This is a genomic window from Pseudomonas sp. Ma2-10 (genome assembly GCF_054330215.1).
Map to the genome: position 1 here is coordinate 312,666 of NZ_JBTEYL010000002.1, position 24,347 is coordinate 337,012.

The 24,347-nt window shown below is 59.4% G+C and carries 20 protein-coding genes and 1 pseudogene; 7 read left to right on the plus strand and 14 right to left on the minus strand.

Annotation, left to right across the window (positions count from 1 at the left end; translation table 11 throughout):
• Window positions 1-57: 57 nt before the first annotated feature.
• Both ACXPVS_RS04055 and ACXPVS_RS04060 read right to left on the minus strand, forming a co-directional pair.
• Window positions 58-1,413, minus strand: coding sequence for an OprD family porin (locus ACXPVS_RS04055; RefSeq protein ID WP_458508780.1), 1,356 nt, complete (start codon window positions 1,411-1,413; stop codon window positions 58-60).
• 318 nt (window positions 1,414-1,731) lie between these two features.
• Window positions 1,732-3,060 carry an OprD family porin gene (locus ACXPVS_RS04060; RefSeq protein WP_458508781.1) on the minus strand — a complete coding sequence of 443 codons (1,329 nt, stop codon included), beginning with the start codon at window positions 3,058-3,060 and terminating at the stop codon, window positions 1,732-1,734.
• Between the two features lie 388 nt (window positions 3,061-3,448).
• Between ACXPVS_RS04060 and tauA the strand changes: the two are divergent.
• A pseudogene (gene tauA, locus ACXPVS_RS04065) lies at window positions 3,449-3,563 on the plus strand (taurine ABC transporter substrate-binding protein); the annotation flags it as partial.
• A gap of 33 nt (window positions 3,564-3,596) precedes the next feature.
• On the opposite strand, the gene argA reads toward tauA, so the two are convergent.
• Both argA and argE read right to left on the minus strand, forming a co-directional pair.
• Complete coding sequence (argA, locus tag ACXPVS_RS04070; protein ID WP_458508782.1) at window positions 3,597-4,895, minus strand: amino-acid N-acetyltransferase; 1,299 nt, start codon at window positions 4,893-4,895, stop codon at window positions 3,597-3,599.
• A 135-nt stretch (window positions 4,896-5,030) separates the two neighbouring features.
• Window positions 5,031-6,188 carry an acetylornithine deacetylase gene (gene argE, locus ACXPVS_RS04075; protein ID WP_458508783.1) on the minus strand — a complete coding sequence of 386 codons (1,158 nt, stop codon included), beginning with the start codon at window positions 6,186-6,188 and terminating at the stop codon, window positions 5,031-5,033.
• A gap of 158 nt (window positions 6,189-6,346) precedes the next feature.
• Here argE and ACXPVS_RS04080 point away from each other — a divergent pair, with 158 nt between their 5' ends.
• On the plus strand, window positions 6,347-7,714 hold the full coding sequence (locus tag ACXPVS_RS04080; protein ID WP_458508784.1) for a CYTH domain-containing protein: 1,368 nt from the start codon (window positions 6,347-6,349) through the stop codon (window positions 7,712-7,714).
• A 52-nt stretch (window positions 7,715-7,766) separates the two neighbouring features.
• Here the strand turns inward: ACXPVS_RS04080 and ACXPVS_RS04085 are convergent, their stop codons facing one another.
• Window positions 7,767-8,231 carry an Lrp/AsnC family transcriptional regulator gene (locus tag ACXPVS_RS04085; protein WP_046045137.1) on the minus strand — a complete coding sequence of 155 codons (465 nt, stop codon included), beginning with the start codon at window positions 8,229-8,231 and terminating at the stop codon, window positions 7,767-7,769.
• A gap of 126 nt (window positions 8,232-8,357) precedes the next feature.
• Between ACXPVS_RS04085 and ACXPVS_RS04090 the strand changes: the two genes are divergently transcribed.
• The 5 genes from ACXPVS_RS04090 (at window position 8,358) to ACXPVS_RS04110 (ending at window position 12,445) form a co-directional block, all read left to right on the plus strand.
• Window positions 8,358-8,696 (plus strand): hypothetical protein, encoded by a 339-nt coding sequence (locus tag ACXPVS_RS04090; RefSeq protein ID WP_458508785.1) that lies wholly within the window; start codon window positions 8,358-8,360, stop codon window positions 8,694-8,696.
• A gap of 90 nt (window positions 8,697-8,786) precedes the next feature.
• On the plus strand, window positions 8,787-10,571 hold the full coding sequence (locus ACXPVS_RS04095; protein ID WP_458508786.1) for a GspE/PulE family protein: 1,785 nt from the start codon (window positions 8,787-8,789) through the stop codon (window positions 10,569-10,571).
• A gap of 109 nt (window positions 10,572-10,680) precedes the next feature.
• Entirely contained in the window at window positions 10,681-11,601 is a 921-nt protein-coding gene (locus ACXPVS_RS04100) for an SPFH domain-containing protein (RefSeq protein ID WP_458508787.1), read from the plus strand.
• Between the two features lie 8 nt (window positions 11,602-11,609).
• Window positions 11,610-12,059 (plus strand): NfeD family protein, encoded by a 450-nt coding sequence (locus ACXPVS_RS04105; RefSeq protein ID WP_458508788.1) that lies wholly within the window; start codon window positions 11,610-11,612, stop codon window positions 12,057-12,059.
• Between the two features lie 68 nt (window positions 12,060-12,127).
• On the plus strand, window positions 12,128-12,445 hold the full coding sequence (locus ACXPVS_RS04110; RefSeq protein ID WP_458508789.1) for a DUF2388 domain-containing protein: 318 nt from the start codon (window positions 12,128-12,130) through the stop codon (window positions 12,443-12,445).
• Between the two features lie 78 nt (window positions 12,446-12,523).
• Here the strand turns inward: ACXPVS_RS04110 and gcvP are convergent, their stop codons facing one another.
• The 9 genes from gcvP to pepP form a co-directional block, all read right to left on the minus strand.
• Window positions 12,524-15,397, minus strand: coding sequence for an aminomethyl-transferring glycine dehydrogenase (gcvP, locus tag ACXPVS_RS04115; RefSeq protein WP_458508790.1), 2,874 nt, complete (start codon window positions 15,395-15,397; stop codon window positions 12,524-12,526).
• Window positions 15,398-15,541: 144 nt separating this feature from the next.
• Entirely contained in the window at window positions 15,542-15,925 is a 384-nt protein-coding gene (gene gcvH, locus ACXPVS_RS04120; protein ID WP_458508791.1) for a glycine cleavage system protein GcvH, read from the minus strand.
• A gap of 50 nt (window positions 15,926-15,975) precedes the next feature.
• Window positions 15,976-17,058, minus strand: a complete 1,083-nt coding sequence (gcvT, locus tag ACXPVS_RS04125) for a glycine cleavage system aminomethyltransferase GcvT (RefSeq protein WP_458508792.1) — start codon at window positions 17,056-17,058, stop codon at window positions 15,976-15,978.
• A gap of 156 nt (window positions 17,059-17,214) precedes the next feature.
• Window positions 17,215-18,831 carry an ABC transporter permease gene (locus ACXPVS_RS04130; protein WP_458508793.1) on the minus strand — a complete coding sequence of 539 codons (1,617 nt, stop codon included), beginning with the start codon at window positions 18,829-18,831 and terminating at the stop codon, window positions 17,215-17,217.
• Between the two features lie 141 nt (window positions 18,832-18,972).
• Entirely contained in the window at window positions 18,973-19,977 is a 1,005-nt protein-coding gene (locus tag ACXPVS_RS04135; RefSeq protein WP_458508794.1) for an extracellular solute-binding protein, read from the minus strand.
• Window positions 19,978-20,117: 140 nt separating this feature from the next.
• Window positions 20,118-21,335: a 2-octaprenyl-3-methyl-6-methoxy-1,4-benzoquinol hydroxylase gene (locus tag ACXPVS_RS04140; protein WP_458508942.1), complete on the minus strand. Its 1,218-nt coding sequence runs from the start codon at window positions 21,333-21,335 to the stop codon at window positions 20,118-20,120.
• A 9-nt stretch (window positions 21,336-21,344) separates the two neighbouring features.
• The gene (locus ACXPVS_RS04145) at window positions 21,345-21,830 is read right to left on the minus strand and encodes a DUF4442 domain-containing protein (RefSeq protein WP_458508795.1); all 486 of its coding nucleotides are present in this window, start codon (window positions 21,828-21,830) and stop codon (window positions 21,345-21,347) included.
• Entirely contained in the window at window positions 21,823-23,010 is a 1,188-nt protein-coding gene (gene ubiH / locus ACXPVS_RS04150) for a 2-octaprenyl-6-methoxyphenyl hydroxylase (protein ID WP_458508796.1), read from the minus strand. Before ubiH ends, ACXPVS_RS04145 begins: the two co-directional genes overlap by 8 nt.
• Window positions 23,007-24,341, minus strand: a complete 1,335-nt coding sequence (gene pepP, locus ACXPVS_RS04155) for a Xaa-Pro aminopeptidase (protein WP_458508797.1) — start codon at window positions 24,339-24,341, stop codon at window positions 23,007-23,009. Before pepP ends, ubiH begins: the two co-directional genes overlap by 4 nt.
• Window positions 24,342-24,347: the final 6 nt, after the last annotated feature.

Sequence of the window (24,347 nt, forward strand, 5' to 3'; positions counted from 1 at the left end):
CGTCCGTAGAGGCGTGATGCCGGCCGGGCTTTTTTTACGTCAGATACGCGAGTGCTATTACAACAGCGGGATCGAGTAGCTGACGATCAGACGGTTTTCGTCCTGGTCGCGTTGGCCTGGGACGTCGTTGCGCCACATGGCGTTTTTCCACGTGAGCCCCAGGTTTTTCAGCGGGCCTTCCTGGACTACGTACGCCAGGGTCAGGTCGCGTTCCCACTCGGAGCGGCCGGTAGCGTTGACGCTAGCAGCACCCACTTTACCGGTGGTGTCGATGTTATCGCCACGCAGGTAAACGATGCCGGCAGTTGCGCCTGGCAAGCCAAGACTGGCGAAGTCATAGGAGTAGCGCGCTTGCCAGGTCCGCTCGCCGGCACGGGCGAATTTGGCAATCTGCATGTCGGTAGTGAGGTAAACCGACGAGCCGTCACCCTGGTTCAACCAAGGGACATCGCTGTTACCGTTGCTGACCTGGTAACCGCCACCGAAAGTGTGACCGGCAACCGAGTACAGGAACAGGCCGCTATACAGATTGTTGTCGACTTTGCCTTTGGTGATGCCCGTACCGTAGTCACCGGTGGTGAAATAGGTGGAATCATGGCCGTTGGCGCCATCGGCACGGCTGTTGAAGTAACGGAAGTCAGACTTCAGTACGCCCGGACCGATCGACCAGTTGTGAACCAGACCCAGGAAGTGTTGCGTGTAGAAATCTTCCAGGTTGCCGTAGTAGTACTGGGCAGTCAGGTCTTTGGTGATCTTGTAGTCGCCACCGCCATAGACGAATTTGTTGCTGTCACGGCCCGTAGCAGTACGACCGTTAGCACCCGCGATCGACAACTCTTCGTTGTTGCTGGAGTTACGACCCTTGACGTGCTCGATCTGGCCACCGACCAGTGTCAAATCCTTGATCTCGTTCGAGGTGATCTGACCACCTTGAAAGGTTTGCGGCAGCAGACGGCCATCGTTGGTCACGATCACCGGCAGTTTTGGCTGCAGAGTGCCCAATTTCAGTTCGGTCCGGGACATCTTGGCTTTAGCCGTCAGGCCCAGGCTGGAAAAGTTATCAACCGCTTCGCCGTTGGACTTGCTTGGGAAAACAGTGCCGCCATAAGAAGTCGAAGTGGCGCCGTTAGTGCCGCCGCCCGTATCCAGACGCACGCCCAACAGGCCGATAGCATCGATACCGAAGCCAACAGTGCCTTGGGTGTAACCAGAGATAAAGCGCAGGTCGAAGCCTTGGCCCCATTCTTCAGCTTTGCTCTGGGTGGTATGAGCACCGGAATCACGGTTATCGTTATTGATGTAGAAGTTACGCAACCCCAAAGTGGCCTTGCTGTCTTCGATGAATCCGGCGGCGCCTGCCTGCTGCGCCAAAACCCCTACGGCCACAGCCAGGGCCAAGGTGGACGTGTTCATTTGTTTCGCTCCTATCGTTTCTAATTCTTGAGGTCCTGGGTCGTATGCCCTGGATCCTGAGACGCGCGATGAGCACCAGACCGTCTAAACCGGCCATGTGGTCCTTTTCAGGACATTCCGCAAGAGAATAAAAAGGAATTACTTATCTTTTTTTAATTCTATTTTGGAATATGGCTCGCGCTACAGATAGGAGGTATCGGCCCAAAAGCCAATTCCTGAACCCGTTCGATAAACGGGGGGCGATATTGCTAAACCCGAGATATCAAAAAAAACGCAAAAAAAACCTCGCCAATAGACGAGGCCTTTTTCTGATGGTGATTACAGGAAGCTGTAGGTGTAGTTGAAGATCAGACGGGTTTGGTCCTGGCTGGCGATACCGGTATCGCTGCCACGGTAGGTGCCATGGCGCAAAGTCGTGCCGAAGCCTTTGAGGGCGCCCTGCTGAATGGTGTAGTCCACTCGCAAGTCGCGCTCCCATTCAGACGAATCAGGGCCACTGCCGTTTGTTGCCTTGATGTTATCGCCGTGCAGGTAGGAGATCGAGGTTTTCAGGCCCGGCACACCCAACGCGGCGAAATCATAGGAGTACTGACCGAAGGTGGTGTTTTCACCGGCACGGACGAACCCATTGATCATGGAGTCGGTGAACAGGTAGAAGCTCGTGCCACCATTGCCTTCCGAATGGCCATTGCTATTAACCACGCTGCCCTGGTTCAGGTAGACGAAACCGCCGTCATCATTGACACGCTGATGGCCGACCAAGAACGCGTTGCCACCCAGGGTGTAGGTGAACATGGCGCTCCAGGTTTTGTTATCGACCTCGCCCCGGTTTCTGGCGAAACCTTTGTTGTTATCGAATTGATAGCCAGTATCGCCGTTCTTACCGTCGGAGCTGCTGTCGAAATAGCGGATATCAGTCTTGAAAGACTGGTTGGCATTGATCGGGAAGACGTGGATCAAGCCGAAGAAGTCCTGCTTGTAGTAGTCCTTCAGATTCGCGTGGTAGTACTGCAGGGTGAGGTCCTTGGTGACCTTCCAGTCAGCACCGGCGTAACGGAACTGGTTACTGTCCTGAGCACCGCCAGCCACGGCCAGGCCGGTGGAGTTTGAAGAGGCACGACCCGCCGAGTGCTCCAACTGACCCGCATTGAGGGTCACGTTGTCGATTTCCTTCGAGGTGATGGTGCCACCGTCAAAGGTCTGTGGCAGCAGACGGCTGTCGTTCGCTACCAGGATCGGCATGTTCGGCTGCAGAGCGCCACCCAGGTGGGCTTCGGTCTTCGAGAAGCGCGCCTTGACGTTCGCCGCCGCACGGCTCCACTGGTCCACAGCGGAACCATCGGTGTCGCTTGGGAAGAACGTGTTGCTGGCTGGGTGGTGTCCCTTGCCACCGTCCAGATGAATACCGACGAGGGCCTGGGCATCGATACCGAAGCCGACAGTACCTTGGGTGAAACCGGACAGATAATCGAACTTGAGGCCTTCAGCGGTTTCTCTCTGATCCGCGCCGCCTTCTCGGTTATCGTTGTTGAAATACATCGTGCGGGAACTCACGGAAGCCTTGCTGTCTTCGATGAAACCCGCGGCGCCTGCCTGCTGCGCCAAAACCCCGACGGCCACAGCCAAAGCCAAGGTGGACTTGTTCATTGTTTCGCTCCTATCGTTTCTAATTCTTGTATTCCCGGTCCTGGGTCGTATGCCCAGGATCCTAAGATCCGCGATTAGCGCCAGACCGTGACTCACAAGTCAATCGTAACTAGGTGTGTCTACGACCATGGTCTAATCTCCCGTCATTTGCTCCTTGCCGGGTAATGAACGCGCCATAAACCCAAAAAGAATCACCCAACTCTTTTTCATACCGTTTAGGTATTTAGCTCCGCCTCACCCGAATGAGGTGCGCAGGTCGTAATCAACCCCCGTCGAAAAGCCGCGCTATGACGAGCAAGCGCGCACTTTCCGGCTTAATTGTTACAGTTTGTGTATCACCAGATGGTTTTTTGGGTCGCCCACGCGGCGGGGAGCACGCGTGGTGATAATTCGCAAGACTGGCAAAACTTTGACCGACGCGGCACAGGTCGGCCAATGGGGGGGACACCGACCGTCGAAGTCCGGTCGCGCGCAAGGATTACGCCGAGAAGTACCCAGAGGTTTGATGATCGTTCCCACGCGTGGGAACGATCAGCTCAGAGGGTTTTTTCGAAGATCTTCGAATTACGCTGATAGTTGTACAGCGACGCCCGTGCTGATGGCAGACGTTCAACACTGCTCGGCACAAACCCGCGCTCGCGAAACCAGTGAGCGGTTCGGGTCGTCAGTACGAACAAGGTTTTCAACCCCTGCGCCCGGGCGCGGGTTTCGATGCGCTCCAGCAGCTCGTCACCACGACCGCCATGGCGATATTCCGGGTTCACCGCCAGACACGCCAACTCCCCCGCATCCGAATCAGCAATCTGATACAACGCCGCACACGCGATGATCATGCCTTCGCGCTCGACCACACTGAACTGCTCGATCTCACGTTCCAGCACCTCACGGGAACGGCGCACCAGAACGCCCTGCTCTTCCAGCGGGCTGATCAAATCCAGCAAACCACCGACGTCTTCGATCGCGGCTTCGCGCACAATCTCGAATTGCTCCTGGGCCACCAGCGTACCGCCACCGTCACGGGTGAACAGTTCGGTCAGCAGCGCGCCGTCTTCGGCGTAGCTGACGATATGACTGCGCGCCACGCCACCGCGGCAGGCCTCAGCGGCCGCATCCAGCAGCTCGGCCTGATAGTTGCTGCCCAACCGCTGCAAATGCGCCGGCACTTGCTGCGGACGCAACTCGCGAACCAGACGACCGTTTTCATCGATCAAACCGAGGTCGGCGCCGAACAACAGCAACTTGTCCGCCCCCAGATCGATGGCCGCGCGGGTGGCAACGTCTTCGCAGGCGAGGTTGAAAATCTCACCGGTCGGCGAGTAACCCAGTGGCGACAACAGCACGATGGAGCGTTCATCCAGCAGGCGATTGATGCCCTTGCGGTCAACCCGACGCACTTCGCCGGTGTGGTGATAATCGACGCCTTCGAGCACGCCAATCGGCCGCGCGGTCACCAGGTTGCCGCTGGCCACCCGCAGACGCGAGCCCTGCATCGGCGACGAAGCCATGTCCATGGACAGGCGCGCTTCGATGGCGATACGCAGTTGGCCAACCGCATCGATCACACACTCCAGCGTTGCGGTATCGGTGATACGCATCCCGTGGTGGTAATGCGGGATCAGGCCGCGCGCGGTCAGGCGGGTTTCAATTTGCGGACGGGAGCCGTGAACCAGCACCAATCGCACACCCAGGCTGTGCAACAGCACAAGGTCGTGGACGATATTGCCGAAGTTCGGGTGATCCACGCCGTCGCCGGGCAGCATGACGACGAAGGTGCAATCGCGGTGGGCGTTGATGTAAGGCGAAGCGTGACGAAGCCAATTAACGTATTCGGGCATGAACCTGGGCCTGTAATAAATAGCAGCCAAAAAATGGGCGAAACTGAAAACGCACAGCGGGCTGATGGTTATCGTCGGAACAGGCTTGGCGACACGCGCGCTCTCCTCATGAATACGGGTTTGAATGCCGGCAATTTATACGGCTTGGGCCGGTGTCAGGCAGTAATGTTCGATCAGTTGACGTAATAGATGCACGGTAGGCTGCAAACGTGACATTTCGAGGTATTCCCCCGGTTGATGCGCACAGGCGATATCCCCAGGGCCGAGCACCAGTGTTTCGCAGCCAAGACGCTGAAGATAAGGCGCTTCGGTGCCGAATGCCACTGCTTCGGCACGATGGCCGGTGAGCTTTTCCGCGACCCGGACCAGTTCCGCATCCTCGGCCTGCTCGAATGACGGCACTTCGGGGAACAGCGGCGCGTAATCGATCTTCACCTGATGACGCTCGGCAATGGGCTTGAGCTTCTGCAGAATTTCAGCGCGCAGGGCATTGGGGTCCATGCCCGGCAACGGGCGCAAATCAAACTCCAGCGAACACTGGCCGCAAATGCGGTTGGGGTTATCACCGCCATGGATGCAGCCGAAATTCAGGGTCGGCGTCGGCACGCTGAATTGGGGATTACGGAATTCACGCTGCCACAGCAGGCGCAAACCGCGCAGTTCACCGATGGCATCGTGCATGGCTTCGAGGGCGCTGTGGCCAAAGCGCGGATCCGAGGAGTGGCCGCTTTGGCCGAGAATGTCGATGCGTTCCATCATGATGCCTTTGTGCATGCGGATTGGCTTCAGCCCGGTCGGCTCACCGATCACCGCTGCACGACCGAGCGCACGCCCGGCTTCGGCCAGGGCGCGAGCGCCGGACATCGAGCTTTCTTCATCACAGGTAGCAAGGATCAACAGTGGTTGCTTGAACGGCTGATCGAGCAGAGGTATGACGGCTTCGATGGCCAGCGCGAAAAAGCCCTTCATGTCACAGCTGCCCAGACCGACCCAGCGGCCGTCGACTTCGGTCAACTTCAGCGGATCGGTCTGCCACAGCGCGCCATCGAACGGCACGGTGTCACTGTGACCGGCCAGCACCAGGCCGCCAGGGCCGGAACCGAAACTGGCCAGCAGGTTGAATTTTCCGGGGCTGACCTGCTGGATGTCGCAGGTAAAACCCAGATCGCCGAGCCACGTCGCCAGCAAATCAATCACCGGACGGTTGGTTTGATCGAGGCTGGCCTGCGTACAGCTGACAGACGGCGCAGCGATCAGCGCAGCGAACTGATCTTTCATGGATGGCAAAAGCATCGCTGACTCCCAACTCCCGATTTGAACACCATCATAGAACCATCCGGCGACAGGAATAAACCGCCGCGGCACGTAGGGCTGATGAGTCCTGTACACTGCACGACCTTGGCAGCCACACATTTCCCCCGGCTGCGCTCCCGATCCTGGATTTTCCGGCCATGCAGAAAGAAACCGAAATCAAACTCCGCGTCAGCCGAGAAACTCTCGCTGCCCTGCGCGAGCACCCGCTCCTGAAAAAACGCAACAAAAGTGGCTGGGAACGCCGTGAGTTGATGAACCAGTACTTCGACACGCCTGAGCGCGACCTGGCCCGCGCCAAGGTTGCCCTGCGCCTGCGCCGCGATGGCGAAGAAGTGATTCAGACCCTCAAGACCCGCGGCCAGAGCGTTGCCGGTTTGTCCGAGCGTAACGAATACGACTGGAACCTGCCCAAAGCCAAGCTCGACGTGAAGAAACTCGACGGCGAATGCTGGCCTGAAGAGCTGGCCGAGCTGGACAAGAAAACCCTGAAGCCGATCTTCACCACCGATTTCGTCCGTGAACGCGCGGAAATCGCCTGGGGCCGTGGCAAGACCAAAGTGGTGATCGAAGCCGCACTGGATCTGGGTTACGTGATCGTGGGCAAGCAGAAAGAAGAAATCTGCGAACTGGAACTGGAACTGCGCGAAGGCGAGCCGACCGCTCTGCTGGAACTGGCCGCCGAACTGGCCGCGACCCTGGCCCTGATGCCGTGTGACATCAGCAAGGCCGAGCGCGGTTATCGCTTGTACGACGCCAACAGCTATTCATTGAGCCTGCCGGCGCCGCAAATCACCACCGAAACGCCGCTGGACGACGCTTTCGCCGCGCTGAGCTGGCACTTGCTGAGCAGCAGCCAGCGTCTGGCCGAGCAGTATCGCTTCAATGGCCACTGGCGCCTGTTGCAGGACTGGGTCGAAAACCTGGCCGAATTGCGCGCGCTGCTGAGCAGCCTGGGTCAAGCCGCACCGCGTCAGTCGACGCACGATCTGCGCATTGCGCTGGATGCGTTGCTCGAAGACTGGCGTCCGCTGGTACAAGCCGGTGTCGACGACGAAGACGTGCGCAAAGCCGCGCCGGAGCAGTTCCTCGAAGAACTGGAAGATCCGCGTTGGGGCCTGTTCTCGCTGAACACTTCGCGCTGGTTACTGGCCCGCACCTGGGCTGCCGATCGCAACGTCCGCGGCAATCGTCAGGGCGCTGCGCAACTGGGCAGTTGGTTGCCACGTCTGCTGGGTGAAGAAGCGACTTCCCTGCAACTGCAGCGTTACCAGCAACAGCCAGAAGATCTCGCCGAGCAACTGCCGCGCATCGAGCGCATCCAGGCTTGGCTGCACCACGCCCGCAGCGTGCTGGACATCCCGGAAATGGATCGCCTGTACGGTGAGCTCAAACAGCTTGCCCTGCTTGCTAACGAGCCGATCACCGACGAATCGCTGGATGCGCGCAAGCAGCAGGCGATTGCGGTGTATCAGAATCGTGCGTGGAAGATGTTGCTGCGCATGTAAGACCCTGTGGCGAGGGGGCTTGCCCCCTCACCACAAAAGCACTCTGCCAGCGCTACACCGGCAAACTCGTCGTGGACTTTATTTCCGATAAAGCCACGATCGAGTTCACCTCCTGAATCCCCGGCACCATCGACAGCTTCTCGAAGAAGAAGCGCTCATACGCCTCGATGTCCGCTGTAACAATCCTCAGCAAGAAATCCACCGACCCCATCAGTACATAACATTCCAGCACTTCGGGAAAGCCGCGAATCGCCTCGGTGAATTCGGTGAAGTTCGAACGCCCGTGAGCGTTGAGTTTGATTTCGGCGAAAATCTGCGTGTTAAGCCCGATTTTCTTGCGGTCAAGCAAGGTCACCTGCCCGCGAATAATCCCCTCCTCCTTCATCCGCTGTATCCGCCGCCAGCACGGCGACTGCGACAGCCCCACCTGCTCGGCGATCTGCGCGCTGGACAGCGAAGCGTCCTCTTGCAGCAACGCGAGGATCTTGCGGTCGTAGCCATCCAGCTCGCTATGCATAAAAAAACCTTTGATTGATAACTTGCCGAATCAAGCAATTCAAATAATCGCCAATAAGCCCAATCATAGATAAGAAATGCCCGGCAACGAATGTAAAAATTCCTCCAGTGATTTTGGAGACCGACCATGCCGCATCTAGAAGCCGTCAACACCCCGCGTACCCGCGCCGATGTCTGGAACGTCAGCAACGCCCACTGCCGTGTTCATTACCAACTGTTGGCCGAGGCCGAACCGGACCTGCTGTGCCGGGCGCTCAACCTGTTCGCTTTGCAGTTTCTGACGCCGCTACAGGTCAATGTGCAGCGGATGGACGATCTGTTGTCGTTCGACATCGTGATAGACGGCTTGAGCTGGCACCGTGCCCAAGTGATCGCGGAAAAATTACGTAACCTGATCAGCGTCTGTTCGGTTGATCTGCAAGCGGTTGATTGCGTGTGGGATGAACCGGCTCAGGCGGCGGGCTGAAAAAACTCGACACGGCTTCGTCGGGTAGTGGCCCAACGGTCCGCGGGTCCGCGACTATCCTTTGCGAACTGTTGTTCATGAGGAGCCCGCATGTCCGTTCAACTTGCCATTCAGGACCGCTGGCTGGATCTTAATGATTTGCTGCGCGAACTGGTCGCCCAAGGCTTTATCAATCAGGACTCGGCCGAACACGCGCTCAATGCTCGACGCCGTCACGCTGCCAATGGCCAGATGCACCCACTCGAATTCATTGCCAGCCAACACCTGGACGACCTCAGCCGCCCCGGCAAACACCTCGACCTGGAAAGCCTGACCCTGTGGCTGTCGCAGCAGGCCGGTCAGCCTTACCTGCGTATCGACCCGCTGAAAATCAACGTGGCAGCGATTACGCCGCTGATGTCCTACGCATTCGCTCAACGCCACAAGATTCTTGCAGTGTCTATCGACCGCGACGCGGTGACCGTGGCCAGCGCCCAGCCCTACGTCACCGGCTGGGAAGCCGATCTGACCCATGTGCTGAAACTGCCGATCAAGCGTGTGGTAGCCAACCCGGTCGACATCCAGCGCTTGAGCGTGGAGTTTTTCCGCCTGGCAAAATCGGTCAGCGGCGCGACCAATGCCGATCACCAGATGAGCACAATGGGCAACTTCGAACAGTTGCTCAACCTCGGCGCCAGCGATCAAGAGCCGGACGCCAACGACGCGCACATCGTCAACATCGTCGATTGGCTGTTCCAGTACGCGTTCCAGCAACGCGCCAGCGATATCCACATCGAACCCCGGCGCGAACAAGGTACGGTGCGCTTTCGCATCGACGGCGTGCTGCACAACGTCTATCAATTCCCGCCGCAAGTGACCATGGCCATCGTCAGCCGCCTGAAAAGCCTCGGGCGAATGAACGTCGCGGAAAAACGCAAACCCCAGGACGGCCGGGTCAAGACCAAAACCCCGGACGGTGGCGAAGTCGAGTTGCGGCTGTCGACATTGCCTACCGCATTCGGCGAAAAAATGGTCATGCGGATCTTTGACCCGGAAGTACTGCTCAAGGACTTTGATCAACTGGGCTTTTGCGCCGAAGACTTGCGCCGCTGGCAGGACATGACGAGCCAGCCCAACGGCATCATCCTGGTCACCGGGCCGACCGGTTCCGGCAAGACCACCACGCTGTACACCACGCTAAAGAAACTGGCGACGCCGCAGGTCAACCTCTGCACCATCGAAGACCCGATCGAAATGGTCGAGCCGGCGTTCAACCAGATGCAGGTCCAGCACACTATCGACCTGACCTTCGCCGCCGGTGTGCGCGCCCTGATGCGACAGGATCCGGACATCATCATGATCGGTGAGATCCGCGACCTGGAAACCGCTGAAATGGCGATCCAGGCCGCACTCACTGGCCACTTGGTGCTGTCGACGCTGCACACCAACGATGCGCCGAGCGCAATCAGCCGCTTGCTGGAACTGGGCGTGCCGCATTACCTGATTAAAGCCACGGTGCTTGGCGTCATGGCCCAGCGCCTGGTCCGTACCTTGTGCCCGCATTGCAAGGCACCGCTGACCCTGGGTGAAGCAGACTGGCAAACCTTGACCCGGCCATGGCAGGCACCGCTGCCGAACAACGCACATCGCGCCATCGGTTGCCTGGAGTGCCGCGATACCGGATACCACGGCCGCGCCGGGGTCTACGAAATCATGCAACTGACGGACGACGTCAAAGCGCTGATCAACCCCGACACCGATTTGCTGGCTGTGCGGCGTCAGGCGTTCAAGGAAGGCATGCGCAGTTTGCGCTTGTCAGGGGCGCAAAAAGTCGCTGCAGGTTTGACGACGATTGAGGAGGTATTGCGGGTGACACCGCAGAGTGAGCAGAAATGAATTTTTTATGCCTCCTGATAATGCCAAGGGTAACTAACTTGTTCTTATTCCCCACCCACGCCGCTACACTCGCGCGATAGAAAATCTCATTGATTAACAGGGAATCGTTATGCAGATCGGAAGCGTGCTTTTACTTTTTGTGGGCCTGGTGATCGCCATTCTGTTCATGGGCTTCAAGGTCGTACCTCAGGGCTACCAGTGGACGGTCGAGCGTTTTGGCCGCTACACCAACACGCTCAAGCCCGGCCTGAACATCATCATTCCGGTGATGGACCGCATTGGTCGCAAGATCAACGTAATGGAAAGCGTGCTGGATATCCCGCCCCAGGAAGTCATCACCTCCGATAACGCCACGGTGCAGATCGACGCCGTGTGCTTCTTCCAGGTGGTCAACACCGCCCAGGCGGCTTACGAGGTCAACAACCTCGAGCACGCGATCCGCAACCTGCTGCAAACCAACATTCGTACCGTGCTCGGCTCCATGGAGCTGGACGCGATGCTCAGCCAGCGTGACGGGATCAACGAAAAACTGCTGCGTACCGTCGACGAAGCCACAGCGCCGTGGGGCATCAAGATCACCCGGATCGAGATCAAGGACATCAGCCCACCGGCTGACTTGATGGCTGCGATGTCGGGGCAGATGAAAGCCGAGCGGATCAAGCGCGCGCAAATCCTTGAAGCCGAAGGTCTGCGTGCCGCGGCGATCCTGACTGCCGAAGGCAAGAAGCAGGCGCAGATTCTGGAGGCCGAAGGGGGTCGTCAGGCAGCGTTCCTCGAAGCCGAAGCCCGTGAACGTCAAGCCGAAGCCGAAGCCCAGGCCACCAAAGTGGTGTCCGAAGCCATCGCTGGCGGCAACGTGCAGGCGGTCAATTACTTCGTTGCACAAAAGTACATCGATGCGCTGGGCAAACTGGCCTCGGCCAACAACAGTAAAGTGATTCTGATGCCGCTAGAGGCCAGCTCGATGATCGGCGCAGTCGGCGGCATCGGCGAAATCGTCAAGGCCACGTTCGATAACAAGAAAGCCTGAGGCACGTTATGTGGGCATTCCTGCAGCATCTTTCGTTCTGGGACTGGCTGGCATTTGGCACGGTGCTGCTGATTCTCGAAGTGTTCGGTGCCGGTGGCTATCTGTTATGGATCGGCATGGCTGCCGCCGCCGTTGGCGTGTTGACCTTTGTAGCGCCGGACATGCCTTGGGAATTGCAGTTCCTGCTGTTTGGCCTGCTCTCGATCGCCACCGCTCTGTACTGGTGGAAACGCCAGCGCAGCGCGGTGCGGATGAGTGATCAGCCAAATCTCAATCTGCGCGGTCAGGAGCTGATCGGCAAAATCTTTGTGGTACATGAAGCGATTGTCGACGGCAGCGGCAGGATCAAGGTCGCCGACGGTGTGTGGATCGCCCGAGGGTCTGATGCCGCAGCGGGCAGCCGCGTTCGAGTGATAGGGCAACAAGGGGCTATTTTGCTGGTTGAACCGGCTGAATGAGCCGCTATGGAACTCGATTGGGGGATTGGCAATCAAACGCCGTAGTTAACCCAGTGGAGTCACCCAATATGCGTCTCAAACTTGCTGTCGCTACCATCGCCTTGCTGTCCCTTCCTGTCGGTTCGGCGATGGCCGATAGCTTTTGGCGTAACGTCCTGTCGTCCGGCGCGACCACCGGCTCGACCTACCTGACCTTCAAGGATCACAAACTGATCATTGCCGCCCAGGACGATGCCGGCAGCTTTGTCGCCAGTGACGGCGATATTCGCGGCCCGTACCTGGAGGCCGCGATGCAGAAAGTCCGCGCCGACAACCCTGGCCTGCAGGCCACCGACATGGAATTGGCGAACGCGATCCTGGCGAAGAATGCCGTCGCTTCGAATTAAGGTTTACAGCTGAAAAAAATGCCGCTCACATGAGCGGCATTTTTTATGCTCGGTACAACCTCTGAGCGAGCGGGACTATTAGCGGTAATCATCCACCGGGACGCAAGCGCAAAACAGGTTCCGATCGCCGTAAACGTTATCGACCCGGTTCACCACCGGCCAGTACTTATGCGCCTTGGTGTGAGCATCCGGCGTAACCGCCTGCTCGATGCTGTAGGACCGCTCCCAAACCCCGGTGATGTCCGCCAGGGTATGCGGTGAACGTTTCAGCGGGTTGTCCTCGACTGGCCAATTGCCGTTCTGCACCTCGGTGATTTCCGCGCGGATACTCAGCATCGCCCCAATAAATCGGTCCAGCTCTGCCTTCGATTCACTTTCGGTCGGTTCAACCATCAACGTCCCTGGTACCGGAAACGACATGGTCGGCGCATGGAAGCCATAGTCCATCAGCCGCTTGGCGACGTCCTCCTCGCTGATCCCGGTCAGCGCCTTGAGTGGCCGCAGGTCAAGAATGCATTCGTGCGCCACCCGCTCGTTGCGCCCGGAGTAAAGCACCGGAAACGCCCCGGACAAGTGCTGCGCCAGGTAATTCGCGGCGAGGATCGCCACCTCACTGGCATCCGCCAATTGCGGCCCCATCATCGCAATGTACATCCAGCTGATCGGCAGGATGCTCGCACTGCCCCAGGGCGCCGCGCTGACCGCGCCGTTCTGCGCCAGCGGTCCGTCGATTGGCACCACCGGATGGTTGGCCACGAACGGCGCCAGATGCGCCCGCACACCAATCGGCCCCATGCCCGGCCCGCCGCCGCCATGTGGAATGCAGAAAGTCTTGTGCAGGTTCATGTGGGACACGTCGGCACCAATGTCCGCCGGGCGCGCCAGTCCGACCTGAGCGTTGAGGTTGGCGCCATCCATGTACACCTGACCGCTGTGGCGGTGGATAACTTCGCAGATTTCGCTGATGCCTTCCTCGTATACGCCGTGGGTCGAAGGATACGTCGCCATCAGGCAGGCGAGTTTATCTCCTGCTTCTGCGGCTTTGCCCTTGAGGTCATCCAAGTCAACGTTGCCTGCCTCGTCGCACTCGACGATCACCACCCGCATACCGGCCATTTGTGCCGAAGCCGGGTTGGTACCGTGGGCCGAGGACGGGATCAGGCAAATATCCCGCGCGCCCTGATGGCGGCTCTCGTGATATTTGCGGATCGCCAGCAACCCGGCGTACTCGCCTTGAGCGCCAGAGTTGGGTTGCATACAGATTGCGTCGAAACCGGTAATTGCGCAGAGCCAGCGCTCCAACTCTTCGATCATCAGCGAATAACCCACCGCCTGCTCTTTCGGCACAAACGGGTGCAGGTTGGCGAACTGCGGCCACGTGATCGGGATCATCTCGCTGGTGGCATTGAGTTTCATGGTGCAAGAGCCCAGCGGGATCATCGATTGATTGAGCGCCAGGTCCTTGTTCTCTAGTTGCTTGAGGTAGCGCAGCATCTCGGTTTCGCTTTGATGGGCGCTGAACACCGGGTGGCGCAGATAAGGCGAGGTACGCAGCAGACCTGCGGGAATGCCGCAAGCAAGGGTTTCAGCGTCCAGATCGTCGACGTTAAGCCCATGATCGGCACCGAGGAACACATCAAACAACTTCGCGACGGTGGATTCGTCAGAGGTTTCGTCGAGGCTCAGCCCCAACTGCCCGCGCCCGAGAATGCGCAGGTTGATCCGTGCAGCCTGGGCACTTTCGATGATTGCCGTCTGAGTGCCACCGACCTCCAGCGTCAGCGTGTCGAAAAAGTGCGTGTTGAGGCGGGTGATGCCGTGGCGTTCCAGGCCAGCGGCGAGGATGCAGGTCAGCCGATGGACGCGTTGAGCAATGCGTTTGAGCCCTTCTGGCCCGTGGTAGACCGCATAGAAACTGGCAATGTTGGCCAGCAGCACCTGAGCGGTGCAAATGTTCGAGTTAGCCTTTTCCCGGCGGATATGCTGCTCGCGGGTTTGCAGGGCCATGCGCAAGGCGACATTGCCGCGAGCATCTCTGGAGACGCCGATGATCCGCCCGGGAATTGCCCGCTTGTATTCATCGCGACTGGCAAAAAACGCCGCGTGAGGCCCACCGTACCCCATGGGCACACCGAAACGCTGGGATGATCCGAACACCACGTCAGCGCCCAACTCCCCCGGCGGCGTCAGTAGCAGCAAACTCAGCAAGTCGGTGGCGACACATGCCAAGGCTTGCTGCGCATGCAGATGATCGATCAATGGACGAAGATCACGGATTTCGCCGTGGGTATCGGGATATTGCAGGAGTGCGCCAAACACTTGGTGCTGTTTCAAGTTATCCACAGTGTCGATGATGAGTTCGAAACCGAACCCTTCTGCCCGGGTCTGCACCACGGAAATGGTCTGCGGATGACAGTTTTCGTCGACGAAGAACAGATTGCTTCTGGACTTGGCGACACGTTTGGCCAGTGCCATGGCTTCCGCTGCCGCCGTGGCTTCGTCCAGCAGCGAGGCATTGGCCAGTTCCAGACCGGTGAGGTCGATGGTCAATTGCTGGAAATTCAGCAGCGCTTCGAGCCGCCCTTGGGCGATCTCCGGTTGATACGGCGTGTACGCGGTGTACCAACCGGGATTTTCCAGCACGTTGCGCACAATGACGGTCGGCGTGAGGGTGCCGTGGTAGCCCATGCCAATCAGGCTGGTCCAGACCTGGTTTTGCTCGGCGTAACCGCGCAGTTTGGCCAGTGCGGCTTCTTCATCGAGGGCGGGAGGCAGGTCGAGCGGCCTGTTCAGGCGGATTCCCGGCGGCACCGTCTGCTCGATCAACTCGACACGGCTGCCGAGGCCGAGGCTGTCGAGCATCGCCCGTTGCTCGGCCGCATCGGGCCCGAGGTGGCGGCGAAGGAAGGCATTGGGGTCGCGTAACTGGCTCAAGGACGGCAACTGGGACATGACGGGCTCTCTCTTGACTGGCGCTCGACGTCGATGCAACACGGTCAAACCAGCATAGCAGTCGATGCCACAGAGCCTCGAAGATCAGGATCCCGGAACTGAAAAGCCCCGACAAGTCGGGGCTTTGGGGACAACGATGAAGGCTTACTCGCCGATGGCGGCCTTGTAGCCAGCGGCATCGAACAGCTTGTCCAGATCGCCAGCGTTGCTTGGCTTGAGCTTGAAGATCCAGGCACCGTACGGGTCGGAGTTGAGCAACTCAGGGTTAGCGCTCAGTTCTTCATTGATGGCAATCACTTCGCCAGCAACCGGGGAGTAGATGTCCGAAGCGGCTTTAACCGACTCCACTACACCGGATTGATCACCGGCAGCAAAGACTGTTCCGACTTCGGTCAGCTCAACGAACACCACATCGCCCAAGGCTTCCTGAGCGTGATCGCTGATGCCCACGGTGACGCTGCCATCGGCTTCGAGACGGGCCCACTCGTGACTTTCGGCAAAACGCAGGTCGGCAGGAATATCGCTCATGTTCTGTGTCCTCAAGAGAATTGTCAGCGGTCGTTGCCCGCCAGAAAAGATTAGATCAAGGTTTTGCCATGGCGTACGAAGGTCGGTTTGACCACTCGGACCGGGTACCACTTGCCACGGATTTCCACTTCTGCGCGGTCGGCTGTCGCCATCGGCACGCGCGCCAGTGCTATCGACTTGCTAAGCGTAGGAGAGAAACTACCACTGGTGATCTCCCCTTCGCCAACATTGGCGATGCGGACTACTTGATGAGCGCGCAAAACCCCACGCTCCTCAAGGACCAGACCGACCAGTTTGTGCTGTACGCCACCCGCCTGCTCGGTTTCAAGAGCGCTGCGACCGATGAACTGGCGAGTGGCCGGTTCCCACGCGATGCTCCAGGCCATGTTGGAGGCCAGTGGTGAAACTTCTTGATGAATGTCCTGACCGTAGAGGTTCATACCGGCTTCGACCCGCAGAGTATCGCGCGCCCCAAGACCGATAGGCGAGATGCCCGCGCCCACCAGATCGTTGAAAAATCCTGGCGCTTGATTGGCCGGCAAAACGATTTCCAGGCCATCTTCGCCGGTGTAACCCGTGCGCGCGATGAACCAGTCACCATCAGCCTGACCTTCGAAGGGCTTGAGCATCTGAATCAGGTTGCCGCGGGACTGGGTCACCAGTTCGGAGATTTTGTGCCGGGCCTGAGGACCTTGAATGGCCAGCATCGCCAACTCGGAGCGCTCGTTGAGCTGCACATCGAACGCATCGATATGGGCCTGCATCCAGGCGAGGTCCTGATTGCGGGTGGAGGCGTTGACCACCAGCCGATAACCATCCTCGAGACGGTAAACGATCATGTCGTCGACGATGCCGCCGCGCTCGTTGAGCATGGTGCTGTACAAGGCACGGCCAGGACTGTGCAGACGTTCGACGTCATTGGCCAGCAAATGCTGGAGCCAGGCCTTGGCCTGAGGGCCGCTGACATCTATTACGGTCATGTGGGATACATCGAAAACCCCGCAATCGCGACGCACCTGATGGTGTTCCTCGACCTGCGAGCCGTAATGCAAAGGCATATCCCAACCGCCAAAATCGACCATCTTCGCGCCGAGGGCGAGATGAAGGTCATACAGAGGCGTGCGCTGTCCCATGGGTTTCTCCTTCCGGGCGTGGCGAAGGTGCGGGCAAGTGCTGCACGGGGTGAAAGCCTTGAAATAGAAGGCTTTCAGCCGATTTCAGCTACCTGGTCTGTAGGACGGACCGCACCGAATGCCGCGCATTGTAGCCTCAAGGTGTAAGACTGGCACCTAGGCGTTTCGATGCGCTGAACGTCGAATCAATCCGATGACCGGTAGCAGGCCGACCAAAACCAGCGTCAAGGCCGGCAACGAGGCCCTCGCCCACTCGCCTTCGCTGGTCATTTCGAAGATGCGTACCGCCAGCGTATCCCAGCCAAACGGGCGCAGCAGCAGGGTCGCGGGCATTTCCTTGAGCACATCGACGAACACCAGCAACGCAGCGCTCAACGTTCCTGGCAGCAATAACGGCAGATACACTTTGAAAAACAGTCGTGGCCCACTGACGCCAAGGCTACGTGCCGCTTCGGGCAAAGATGGCCGTATTCGCGCCAAACTGCTTTCCAGCGGCCCATAAGCCACTGCAATGAATCGCACCAGATAGGCCAGCAACAATGCCGACAGGCTGCCCAGCAGCAATGGCTTGCCGGCGCCCCCCAACCAACCCGACAACGGGATCACCAGCTCGCGGTCCAGGTAACTGAACGCCAGCATGATCGACACCGCCAGCACCGAACCCGGCAAGGCGTAGCCGAGGTTGGCCACGCTGATGCCCGTGCGGATCGCTCGGGTCGGCGCCAGACGCCGGGCAAACGCCAGCACCAAAGCAACACTGACGGTGATCAGCGCCGCCATGCCGCCCAGATACAACGTATGGACGATCAACCCTGCGTAACGCTCATCCAGGTCGAAGCGCCCGCGCTGCCAGAACCACACCACCAGTTGAAGCACTGGAATGACGAAAGCGCAGGCGAACACCAGACAGCACCAACTCGTGGCCGCCAGCGCCTTGAAACCGTGCAGGTGATACAGCGCCTTGACCCGTGGCCGTTCGTTGCTCGCCCGGCTGGCCCCGCGAGCACGGCGCTCGCCGTACAGCACGACCATTACCACCAGCAGCAACAGGCTGGCCAGTTGCGCGGCGGTGGAGAGGCTGAAAAAACCGTACCAGGTCTTGTAGATGGCGGTCGTGAACGTGTCGAAGTTGAACACCGACACCGCACCAAAATCCGCCAGGGTTTCCATCAGCGCCAGCGCCACGCCAGCACCGATGGCCGGGCGCGCCATGGGCAACGCAACTCGCCAGAACGCTTGCCACGGGGATTGCCCCAAGACTCGCGCCGCTTCCATCAGGCCTTTGCCCTGAGCCAGGAACGCGGTTCGCGCCAACAGGTAAACGTAGGGGTAGAAGACCAGCACCAGGACCAGAATCACGCCGCCGGTGGAGCGCACTCGCGGCAGCCTCAGGCCGGTGCCGAACCATTCGCGCAACAGGGTTTGCACGGGGCCGGCGAAATCCAACAGGCCGACAAAGACAAAGGCCAGCACGTAGGCAGGAATCGCGAATGGCAGCATTAGGGCCCAGTCCAGCCAACGCCGACCGGGAAATTGGCAGAGGCTGGTGAGCCAGGCCAGGCTCACGCCCAAGAGCGTCACGCCAATGCCGACGCCGAGCACCAGGGCCAGGGTATTGCCCAGCAGGCGCGGCATCTGGGTATCCCAGAGGTGGGACCAGATCTGATAATCGATGGTTTGCCAGGACAACAGCAAAACGCTGAGTGGCAGCAGGACCAGCGCAGCGATGGCGAAGACCAGGGGATACCAGCGGCGTTGGGCGGGGTGGGCCAAGGAATAGCTCTCTGGGAAACCAACGAAATGTACGTTAAACGCAAAAAAAAACGCAGCCTGCAGCAGTTCCTACCGGGTGTACATCATCCCAATGCAGGAACTGCCGCAGACTGCGATCTTTTATTCTTTAAAACAACAGACTCAGTTCCAACCCGCCCGATCCATCAAGCGAATCGCTTCAGCCTGACGCTTGCCGGCAATTTCCACAGGCAAGGTATCAGCCACAAACTTGCCCCAGCTCGCCACTTCTGCAGAAGGCTGAACCGCAGGGTTGGCCGGGAATTCCTGATTCACGTCAGCAAAGATCTTCTGCGCTGCAGGTGTGGTCATCCATTCCACCAAGGCCTTGGCCGCTTGCGGGTGCGGAGCATGTTTGGTCAGGCCGATACCCGACAGATTCACGTGCACGCCACGGTCACCCTGGTTCGGCCAGAACAGCTTCACCGCCAGGTCAGGCTTCTGCTTGTGCAGACGACCGTAGTAGTACGTGTTGATAATACCGACGTCGCATTGACCCGCGTTGATGGCCTCCAGCACCGCGGTGTCATCCGAGAACACGTCGGTGGACAGGTTATTCACCCAGCCCTTGATAATCTTCTCGGTTTTGTCGGCGCCGTGGACTTCGATCAGGGTGGCGGTGAGGGACTGGTTGTAGACCTTCTTCGCCGTGCGCAGGCACAGGCGGCCTTCCCAATTCTTGTCGGCCAGACCTTCGTAGGTGGTCAGTTCACCCGGTTTCACCCGGTCGGTGGAGTAAGCGATGGTCCGCGCCCGCAGACTCAGACCGGTCCAGGCATGGGCGGAAGAGCGGTATTGCAGCGGGATGTTGGCGTCGATCACCTTGGAAGTGAACGGCTGCAGGATGCCCATTTGTTCGGCCTGCCAGAGGTTGCCAGCATCGACGGTCAGCAACAGGTCAGCGGTGGCGTTCTCGCCCTCGGCCTTGATCCGCTGCATCAGCGGCGCTTCCTTGTCGGTGATGAACTTCACCTGCACGCCGGTTTTCGCGGTGTAGGCATCGAAGACCGGTTTGATCAGTTCGTCGATACGCGAGGAGTAAACCACCACCTCGTCGGCGGCCTGGGCAGCAGTGCTGCCAATCAGGGTCAGGGCGAGTGCGGTCAGTAGACGCTTCGGTACCAACATGGGAGTGATCCCTCAATTGAAAAAGTGAGGGCAAATGATATGGACTCCCATTTACGTTCTCAATCGAACAGTTCACGAAGGCGTTACCAGATGTTGCACCACTGGAAATTTTCGGCGACTGTAATGGCGCAATGAAGATGTCAGGCCTTAGCGAGTGCCGGCAGATCTCCGGTCAATCCCAGCGCCTCACGCACGAACAGCGCCTTGGCTTCGGGCATCTGGTCGACCATCTTCAACCCGGCATTGCGCAACCAGCGCACCGGCAGCGGATCAGCCTGGAACAGACGCTCGAAACCCTCCATCGCCGCCATCAACGCCAGGTTGTGGGGCATGCGCCGACGTTCGTAACGGCTCAGCACTTTCACATCCGCCAGACGCTCGCCACGCGTGGCCGCTTGCAACAGCACTTCGGCCAGCACCGCGGCATCGAGAAAACCAAGGTTCACGCCCTGCCCGGCCAGCGGGTGAATGGTGTGCGCCGCATCACCAATCAGCGCCAGCCCTTCGGCCACGTAGCGTTTGGCGTGGCGCTGCCGCAGCGGCACGCACAGACGCGGGTCGGCGCTGAGCACTGTGCCCAGTCGGCCTTCGAAGGCCCGCTCCAGTTCTTTACAGAAACCGTCGTCATCCAGCGCCATCAGGCGTTCGGCTTCGCTTGGGGTGGTCGACCAGACGATCGAACACCAATCCTGCTGACCGTCACGCTCCAGCGGCAAAAACGCCAGCGGACCGTTGTCGGTGAAGCGCTGCCATGCGGTCAGTTGATGAGGTTTGGCGCTGCGCACGCTGGCGACAATCGCGTGGTGCATGTAGTCCCACTCGCGCGTCGCCATGCCGGTCAGACGCCGAACGGCGGAGTTGGCGCCATCTGCTGCGATCACCAACGGTGCACGCAAGGTGCGGCCATCGGCCAGGGTCAGCAGCCAGTCATCGCCGGAACGACGCATTTGCTCCAGACGCGCGTTGGCCAACATTCCGAGATCACAGTCGTGCAAGCGGTCGAGCAAAGCGTCCTGAACCACCCGGTTCTCGACGATATGCCCCAGCACGTCGGCATGCACACTGGCCGCCGAAAAATGGATTTGTCCGGTGCCGCTGCCATCCCAAACCTGCATGTCGGTGTAGGGGCTGCTGCGCCGATTGGCGATGCCGTCCCAGACGCCCAGACGTTCAAGAATCCGCTGGCTGGCAGCCGATAAGGCGCTCACTCTAGGTTCGAACGGCGCCTGCCCATCGAAGGGCTTGACGCTCAGGGGGCTGCCGTCCAGCAGCAGGACTTCCAGCCCGCTGTCCTGCAACGCCAGCGCCAGGGCGCTGCCGACCATTCCGGCCCCGACAATCAGCAGATCTGCGCGCATTTCCATGCTTTAAGCCTGTCTCGCTTGCGGCTTGAGCCGCACGTAAAGGGTTTTTCCGACCCGCGCCACCAAAGTGCCGGCGCCGTCATGAATATCGACCTGCAATTGCGGCAGGTACTTTTCGCCATGCGCTGTCTGCCGACGAATCTCGTCGAGCAAGGTATCGTCGATTCTGAAGCTGGCAAATACCGGGCCTTTGCCCGGCGCGATGAAATCGATGTCGGCGGCTTTGTCCCAGACGATGTATTTCGGTCCGAGGTTTTCCAGCAGCATCAGCATGTAGAACGGATCAACCATTGAGTACAGGCTGCCACCAAACTGGGTGCCGACGTAATTTCGGTTGTACCAGCCCAAGCCCATGGACACCCGGATATCACGAAAATCATCACTGATGTATTTCACGCGGACCCCGGCGCCGAGGTAAGGCGGGTAGACGCTCATCACCCAACTCATCAACCGCGCCTTGCCGAACGTGCTGGTCAGCCACTTAAGCATCGGGACGCGTACCCAAACCCATGGCCTGTCGCGCGAACCAGCGTTTGGCCGGCGGCAACAGGTCCAGCCCGAGCAGACCGATGTTGCGGCCCAAGGAAACCAAGGGTTGAGTGCTGCCAAACAAACGGGTGACCTGATCGGAGAAACCCACGGTCAGGTTCTGATCCTGACGTTGACGCTCGCGGTAGGCTTGCAAGGTCGCAAAGTCTCCGGGAGATGTTTCGCTGGCCAGCAACGCATCGGCCAACGCTTGAGCATCACGCAAGGACAGGTTGAAACCTTGCCCAGCAATCGGGTGCAGGCTGTGGGCAGCATTGCCGAGAATCGCCAGATGCGGACGCACCTGCTCTTCGGCCTCGATCAATGTCAGCGGGTACAGGTGCCGCGCGCCAACCTGCTTCAAAGTGCCGAGGCGATAACCGAACACGTCCTGCAACTCGCCGAGGAAGCTCTTTTCATCGAGGGCCGCCAGCCGTTGCGCGTCCATGCCCAATCGAGTCCAGACCAGTGCGCAGCGGTTTTCCGGCAACGGCAACAAGGCCATCGGCCCGTCATCGGTGAAGCGCTCGAAGGCCATGCCGTTGTGCGCTTCACTCGGGGTGATGTTGGCGATTAGCGCGCTCTGGTTATACGGGCGCTTTTTGATGCCGACCCCCAATTGCTCGCGCAGGCCGGAACGGCCGCCATCAGCCAGCACGGCCAGGTCGCAGTCCAGGGTGGTTTCGTCGTTGAGGGTCAGGCGATAGCCGTCGATCTGCGGCTCCATGCGCGTGACTTCCGCCGGGCAACGCCAACTGATCACGTCCTTGTCCAGACCTTGCCAGAGGCATTGGCCGAGCCAGGCGTTTTCCACCACATAACCCAGCGCCGGAACGCCCTCTTCCATCGCCGACAATCGCGCGGTGGAGAAGCGCCCACGGTCGGAGACATGAATTTGCTTGATCGGCTCGGCGCGGCGGGAGATTTCCTGCCACACGCCCAACCGTTGATAAATCTGCTTGGCACCGTAGGACAACGCCGAAGAGCGGGCGTCGTAGCTCGGTTGGTAGGTGTCGCCCGGGGCGAACGGTTCGATCAGCACGATCTTCCAGCCACGAGCCTTGGCTCCGGCCTGCAGTGCCAACGCCAGGCTGGCGCCGACCAGTCCACCACCGATGAATGCCAGATTGACTCGACTCATGCCGCTTGTGTCCGCGCGGCGGCCATCAAGGCCTCGATCTCGGCGACCGTTTTCGGCACGCCTTTGGTCAGGATTTCACAGCCGGTTTTGGTGACCACTACGTCGTCCTCGATGCGCACGCCAATGCCGCGCCATTTCTTCGCCACGTTCTGGTTGCCCGGGGCAATGTAGATGCCCGGTTCCACGGTCAACGCCATGCCGACTTCCAGCACGCGCCATTCGCCGCCGACCTTGTATTCACCGACATCATGCACGTCCATGCCCAGCCAGTGGCCGGCGCGGTGCATGTAAAACGCTTTATAGGCTTCGCTGGCGATCAACTCGTCGACGTCGCCCTGCAACAGACCCAGCTTCACCAGACCGGCGGTAATCACCCGGACCGTGGCTTCGTGAGCCTGATTCCAGTGTTTATTCGGGGCAATTTCGGCAAACGCGGCTTCTTGCGACGCCAGCACCAGCTCGTAGATCGCCTTTTGTTCCGCTGAATACTTGCCGTTGACCGGCCATGTGCGGGTGATGTCGCTGGCGTAGCAATCGATCTCGCAACCGGCATCGATCAACACCAGATCGCCGTCCTTGAGCACTGCGTCATTCTGCTGGTAATGCAGGATGCAGCTGTTGCGCCCAGCGGCGACGATAGAACCGTAGGCCGGCATTTTCGCCCCGCCCTTGCGGAACTCGTAGTCGAGTTCGGCTTCGAGGCTGAACTCATGCAGGCCCACACGACTGGCCTGCATCGCGCGGATGTGTGCCTGGGCGGAAATCCGTGCGGCTTCGCGCATCACCTTCACTTCTGCCGCCGATTTATACAGGCGCATGTCGTGAAGCAGGTGATCCAGCGCAACGAATTCGTTCGGCGGCTGGGCGCCCAGGTGCGCTTTAGAGCGGATCACGTTGATCCAGTCCATCAGGTGCCGGTCGAACTCCGGGTTGCTGCCCATGGCCGAATACACCCGGTCGCGGCCTTCGATCAGGCCTGGCAGGATGTCGTCGATGTCGGTGATGGGGAAGGCATCGTCGGCGCCAAAGTCGCGAATCGCGCCTTCCTGCCCGGCGCGCAAGCCGTCCCACAACTCTCGCTCAGCGTTGCGTTCACGACAGAACAATAGGTATTCGCCATGTAAACGCCCAGGCATCAAAACGATGACCGCCTGAGGCTCGGAAAAACCGCTGAGGTACTGGAAGTCGCTGTCCTGACGGTAGACGTGCTCGACGTCGCGGTTGCGGATCGCAACAGCAGCGGCGGGCAGGATGGCGATGCTGTTGGGTTCCATCTGCGCCATCAGGGCCTTGCGGCGACGGCTGTATTCCGATTTCGGGATATGAATCATGGGCAG

Coding starts and splice junctions, on each gene's coding strand:
- pepP (WP_458508797.1), bottom strand. CDS start 24,341: ATGATTCATATCCCGAAATCGGAATACAGCCGTCGCCGCAAGGCCCTG.
- ACXPVS_RS04100 (WP_458508787.1), top strand. CDS start 10,681: ATGCAGATCGGAAGCGTGCTTTTACTTTTTGTGGGCCTGGTGATCGCC.
- gcvT (WP_458508792.1), bottom strand. CDS start 17,058: ATGGGACAGCGCACGCCTCTGTATGACCTTCATCTCGCCCTCGGCGCG.
- ACXPVS_RS04145 (WP_458508795.1), bottom strand. CDS start 21,830: ATGCTTAAGTGGCTGACCAGCACGTTCGGCAAGGCGCGGTTGATGAGT.
- ACXPVS_RS04090 (WP_458508785.1), top strand. CDS start 8,358: ATGCCGCATCTAGAAGCCGTCAACACCCCGCGTACCCGCGCCGATGTC.
- argE (WP_458508783.1), bottom strand. CDS start 6,188: ATGCTTTTGCCATCCATGAAAGATCAGTTCGCTGCGCTGATCGCTGCG.
- ACXPVS_RS04105 (WP_458508788.1), top strand. CDS start 11,610: ATGTGGGCATTCCTGCAGCATCTTTCGTTCTGGGACTGGCTGGCATTT.
- ACXPVS_RS04085 (WP_046045137.1), bottom strand. CDS start 8,231: ATGCATAGCGAGCTGGATGGCTACGACCGCAAGATCCTCGCGTTGCTG.
- argA (WP_458508782.1), bottom strand. CDS start 4,895: ATGCCCGAATACGTTAATTGGCTTCGTCACGCTTCGCCTTACATCAAC.
- ACXPVS_RS04055 (WP_458508780.1), bottom strand. CDS start 1,413: ATGAACACGTCCACCTTGGCCCTGGCTGTGGCCGTAGGGGTTTTGGCG.
- ACXPVS_RS04095 (WP_458508786.1), top strand. CDS start 8,787: ATGTCCGTTCAACTTGCCATTCAGGACCGCTGGCTGGATCTTAATGAT.
- ACXPVS_RS04135 (WP_458508794.1), bottom strand. CDS start 19,977: ATGTTGGTACCGAAGCGTCTACTGACCGCACTCGCCCTGACCCTGATT.
- ACXPVS_RS04140 (WP_458508942.1), bottom strand. CDS start 21,335: ATGCGCGCAGATCTGCTGATTGTCGGGGCCGGAATGGTCGGCAGCGCC.
- ACXPVS_RS04110 (WP_458508789.1), top strand. CDS start 12,128: ATGCGTCTCAAACTTGCTGTCGCTACCATCGCCTTGCTGTCCCTTCCT.
- ACXPVS_RS04060 (WP_458508781.1), bottom strand. CDS start 3,060: ATGAACAAGTCCACCTTGGCTTTGGCTGTGGCCGTCGGGGTTTTGGCG.
- ubiH (WP_458508796.1), bottom strand. CDS start 23,010: ATGAGTCGAGTCAATCTGGCATTCATCGGTGGTGGACTGGTCGGCGCC.
- gcvP (WP_458508790.1), bottom strand. CDS start 15,397: ATGTCCCAGTTGCCGTCCTTGAGCCAGTTACGCGACCCCAATGCCTTC.
- ACXPVS_RS04080 (WP_458508784.1), top strand. CDS start 6,347: ATGCAGAAAGAAACCGAAATCAAACTCCGCGTCAGCCGAGAAACTCTC.
- gcvH (WP_458508791.1), bottom strand. CDS start 15,925: ATGAGCGATATTCCTGCCGACCTGCGTTTTGCCGAAAGTCACGAGTGG.